This window comes from Dellaglioa sp. CoH-57-MRSF-16 (genome assembly GCF_056782055.1).
This window is the reverse complement of record NZ_JBXAXZ010000020.1, coordinates 1-818: the sequence shown is the minus strand read 5'-3', so window position 1 is coordinate 818 and position 818 is coordinate 1. Positions and strand designations below refer to the sequence as shown.

The window sequence follows — 818 nt, the reverse complement described above, 5'->3', positions numbered from 1 at the left end:
TCTGCCTCTTCATCGTCGTTAGAGTCCGGATTCATTGCCGGATACGAGTCAACGATGATGACACCCTGAAGGTTTCCGTCCGGTGCCTCTACCCACAGACCCTTTCCGTACTTCTTGGCCATCTTCGGGTCGTGTGCGTCAACAATCATGGCCTTGTTGGCCTTGTTGTCTTCATAGATCAGCCACCACTTACCTGCAACCATGCGCTTGTCGGGGTACTGCTTCTGGATACTTGCCATCCAATCGAAGAACTTCTCACCCACCGTTTCTGGGTAGTACTGCACAACCGGATGAACAACCCATTTACCGGTCTCTTTGTCCTTCTTACCGAATACGTCACGGATGCCTACCTTCGCCCCCATAGACTTGAGAATGGATGCAAGATACGGTTTCGAGTTCTTGGTTGAGCCTTCGTAGTCCCAGAACGCGATCAGCGGGACGTTCTTGTTCACGGCGTTGACCATGACCATTAGGGCCAGTGTGGTCTTGGCCGTCTGCTCGTCACCGGCATGTGTGTACATCGCTGGACGGATACCACCACCGTACAGCAGGTCCAGCATCAGCAGACCGGTTGACAGCGGTTGAATGTCTTCCATCGGATCGGCCTCTACGCCTTGGCGTCGGCTCACGTCATCGATGGTCCCCCGGTAAAACGCACGCACGTCGAACTTCGGGGTCTTAGTCGCCTCCTCGATCTCTTTGAGAACTTCGTCGGATGCTGCCTTCTTCGTGGTCTTGGCGGGAGCCGCCTTTTTCGTTGCCATGTAGCTAGGTGTCCTGATTGTCTTTTCTGGTGCGGGTGATGAGCGGCCGAACTC

1 protein-coding gene is annotated in these 818 nt (G+C 54.6%); it reads right to left on the bottom strand.

What is annotated here, in order from left to right; all coding sequences use genetic code 11:
• The coding region (locus AC1RPH_RS07630; RefSeq protein WP_481762003.1) for a hypothetical protein at positions 1–764 on the bottom strand (764 nt) is incomplete at its 3' end.
• Between the last annotated feature and the right edge of the window lie 54 nt (positions 765–818).